2 protein-coding genes are annotated in these 3900 nt (G+C 58.7%); both read right to left on the bottom strand.

The genetic code is table 11. From position 1 onward, the window contains the following. Window positions 1-128 precede the first annotated feature (128 nt). Entirely contained in the window at window positions 129-3047 is a 2919-nt protein-coding gene (locus V6C16_RS08950) for a diguanylate cyclase (protein WP_333536106.1), read from the bottom strand. A gap of 95 nt (window positions 3048-3142) precedes the next feature. Beyond that, on the bottom strand, window positions 3143-3900 hold a 758-nt coding region (locus V6C16_RS08945; protein WP_333543039.1), incomplete at its 5' end, for a DNA polymerase III subunit delta'.

Genomic DNA, 3900 nt, shown 5'->3' with positions numbered 1-3900 from the left:
CTCGACTACGAACCGTCAGTTTGGCATTCTTATGGCTGTTCACCCTTTCCCTCACTCGGTTTGCTGTTGTTTGGTAACTCCAGCTTTACCGATTTGGGGAGGGTGAACAACCTATAGAAACACTACATCTAGCCCTGCTCTGTCTCAGGAGGCTCCGGGGGCGGATCATCGTAGAAGACGCAGCGGTTCTTGCCAAGCTGCTTGGCGCGGTACTGGGCGTTGTCTGCCCGCTGCAGGGCTTCTTCATAGGAGGTCTCGCTGCCGTCGAGCATGTAAATGCCGATGCTGGCGCTGATGTTCACGGTTTTTCCATCGCGGTAGAAACGCATGTCCAGCGCCTTGAGTACGGAGTCTGCCCGCGCGGACATGGCGTTGCGGGTGATGCCCATGGCAAAGACGCAGAATTCGTCGCCGCCAAAGCGGCCCACGGCGTCCACATTGCGAAAGATGCGCCTGAGGGCGTCGGCGGCGTCGATCAGGGCGGCGTCGCCGGCCATGTGGCCCAGGCTGTCATTGAGTTCCTTGAAGTTGTCCAGATCAAGAAAGAGCAGGGCGTGCGTCTTGTCGCCCTTGAGGCGCACAGGTATGTTCTGCATGACTTTTTCGCGAAAGGCCACCTTGTTGTAAAGGTCTGTCAGGCTGTCGCGCTGCGACAGGCGCTCCAGCTCGGCCCTGCGGCGCACCTCTTCATCAATGTCCACAATTTTTCCCACAATATGCAGTGGGGCGTCTTTTTTGCTGATGCGGGTGGTCTGCACCCTGCACCAGATGTACCGCCCCTGGGCCGTGGGAATGCGCATGACGCTGAACACAGTGCGCTCGCCAGACCGTACCCGCCGCCGCATTTCCGTAAGGGCGGGCAGGTCGTCGGGGTGCACTATCTGATCATTGCGCGGGCGGCCCTCAGGAGTAAACATGGGCGTGCTGTCGCGCCCGAATTTGGTGACGAAATTGGGCGAACAGGTGAACTGCCGTTTTTCCAAATCCATATCAAAAATAATATCCTGCGACTGCTCCAGAAGGATGCGGTAGCGCTCTTTTTCCTGCTCCAGCTCAGTCTGCATGTGCTTTTGTTCGGTAATGTCCACCACAACGCAGTCCAGGCAGGGAACAGCCGTGACCTGCCCGTCGCTGGACCATGTGCAGCGCAGCAGGGCGGGTATGTGCTGGCCGTTTTTGCGGCGCAGGCGCAGTTCCATATTGACGGAGGTATTGTCTTCACGGCGGCTTTCAAGCAACCGGAACAGTTTTTCGGATTCCTCGGAGCTGAGAAAGTCCGCCAGGCAGGGATTTTTGGGCGGGGTGTCGTTATAGCCCAGCAAGTGCCAGAACCCGCTGTTGGCATTGCGGATGTCCAGGCGGGGATTGTTGATGAGGCTGATGACGCCGCCGTTGATATTGTTTGCCATATTGGTAAGGCGGCGTTCGCTCTCCTGAGCGGTTCTGCCGCTTTTACGCCGCAGATAGGCAAGGCAGGCAAAAAAAATCAGGGCGAAAAGCAGCATCTGTCCCAGAATCGCCAGCACGGTACGGTGCTCGTAGGTCATGTCCGACAGACTCATGGGTGAAGCCACCGCGGAAATGTTTTCGGAAATGATCTGGCTTTTGCTTTTTTCGTCCACATTCATGAGGAGTTTATTGAGAATATTCAACAAGGGCGGCGGCATGGCGACACTGACAGCCAGGCGGTTGTCTTCAAAGCCGCTGTATTCCTGAAGGGGAACTATTTCGCGAAAGCGGGGCCTGGCGAGCAGGTAGTCCACTTCAAAGCTGGTTTGCAGCAAAAGGTCTGCCTTGCCCGCGATGACGGCCTCAAGGCAGCACTCGATGTCGGGATACGGCTCCACGCGCAGGTCGGGAAAATTGGAGTTGAGGTATACGCGTCCGCCGCGCCAGACGGCGGGTATAGCCACGCGCAGGGGGACGCCGGGCGGGATTTCGGAAATTTTTTTGCTGTACAGGTTCAGCCCGCTGCGCAGTACGGGCGAGGTGAGCGTGTAGAGCGGACTGGAATTGCACGTTGTGGAGTACATCACGCCGGCGCACAGGTCTATTTTCCCCTGCCTGAAGTAGTCATTCAGGTTCATGTCCGGATCATCCATAGGCACAAATTGGAAGATCAGGCCGCTTTCGCGACTGAGTTTGCGGAGTATGCCCGGCAGGATGCCGCGGGTTTCGTCGGTATTTCTGTCGTGCCAGATCAGCGGCTTGCGGGCAGGGCTGTAGCCCACCCGCAAGGGGGGGCAGGAGCGGACGAAATCTCTTTCCGCTTTGGTCAGCGGCGTCTGGTAGCTGCGCCACAAATGGGTGCGGGCAAGCTTGTTTTCCAGGTCGGGCTGTTCCAGCTTGAGTTGGGCAATGCCGTGTTCCAGCTCTTTCATGAGCTGTGTGTTGCTGCGGCTGGCAATATAGAAAAAAGGCTTGGGATCGTATTTTGCCAGCACCGTCTCGTCAGGCTCAAGGCTGATGACGGAAGTCAGGATGGCGTCAATGGTTCCGGCTTTCAGGGCATCGCGGGAATCTTTGGCAAGCGCGAACGGAATAAGTTTTGGCGCGGTAAAGCCGTTGTGGGCTGCATAGGCCGTAAAGTCCGCCCGCCAGGGGCTGTCGCTGGTGACGCCAATGCGCAGACTTTCAAATTTTTTGAAGTCTTCGTAGACAAGGGGCGTATCTTTGAGGGCCACAAGGGCGGTATAGGTGATGCCGCTGGCATATGAGGAGTACAGAAAGCGCCCGGCGCGCTCAGGCGTGTGCAGTGCGCCGCCAAGAAGGTCGATCTGGTTTTTTTCCAGCGCGTTCAGGGCTGCATGCCAGGTGTCGAAATTGACGAATTTTATCTGCCATCCGGTGTATCTGCTCACCTGTTCCAGATAATCAACGTCATAGCCCACGGGCTGGCCGTTTTCCAGAGAATGAAAGCCGCCCATGGGAAAGATGGCCGCCCGTACGGTTCGGGAAGCAGCCTGGGACGGCAAACTCCAGAGAGCCTGTGCAATGCATAACAGCACCCAGGCCAGAAGTTTCAGGACGCGAAAGTTCCTGCTCATGTCCCCATTGCCCCCATCAAGACTCGTATGCAGCCCGCAGCCTGGCATACCGCCCCGGCATGCCAGGCTGCGGAAAATCCGGTATGTGCCTGCCGTCAGTCCCGGGCCGCGGCCGCAGCGCGCGGCTCTGCCTGCATACTGCGCTGGCGCAGCACATAGATGCGCGCGGCCAGAGCTTCAATGCCCCTCGCCGGGGTAAGTCCGTACTGCAAGGCGTCCTGAGCCTCTGTCAGCCATTGGCAGACAAGGGCCAGGTCGTGCGCGCTCAGGCTTGCCAGGGCCGGATCCAACGGAGAAGTAGTATCAGTTATTGCTTCAGAAAGTATACGGTTTATAGATTTCTGGCAACACAGTAAAAGCCGGCCGGCCTGGGCGGCGTCCAGCGCGCCCTTGGCGGCCAGCGCATCCAGAAGTCCCTGGCCGGTCAGCAGAAAGTGGGCCAGCTTTTCTTCCCACGGGCGCATGCCGTCATCTGCGGCCCGACTGTCGGGCCAGGGCAGGGTAAGGCAGAAAGAGCGGGAAACCAGGGTGGGCAGCAGTTGTTCGCGCTGTGGCGCAAGCAGCACAAAAACCGTGGTGGCCGAGGGTTCTTCAAGCGCCTTGAGCAGGGCGTTGGCAGCCTCGTCGCGAGTAAGGGAAAGGCCCATAAGCAGAACCACGCGACGCCCGTTCCCGTGGGGGGCGTCGCGCAGGCGACTTTTAAGCTCCCGTACGCGCTCCATATTGAAGGCGCGTACGGGGCCGGGATTTTCTTCATCTTCGCGGTTGCTGATGCGGCCGTCGTAAGCGGCAAGGTCAAGGTGCTCGCCAGCAGCGATCTGCAGGCAGGCCGGGCAGGCAAGGCACGGAACGC

This window comes from Desulfovibrio sp. 1188_IL3213 (assembly GCF_036763145.1).
Classification (GTDB): Bacteria; Desulfobacterota; Desulfovibrionia; order Desulfovibrionales; family Desulfovibrionaceae; genus Desulfovibrio.
Note: the sequence above shows the minus strand (reverse complement) of the source record. Positions and strands in the feature narration are given on the sequence as shown.

Excerpts from the sequence above, each read along its gene's own strand:
- V6C16_RS08950 (WP_333536106.1), bottom strand. The coding sequence starts at position 3,047 with ATGAGCAGGAACTTTCGCGTCCTGAAACTTCTGGCCTGGGTGCTGTTA.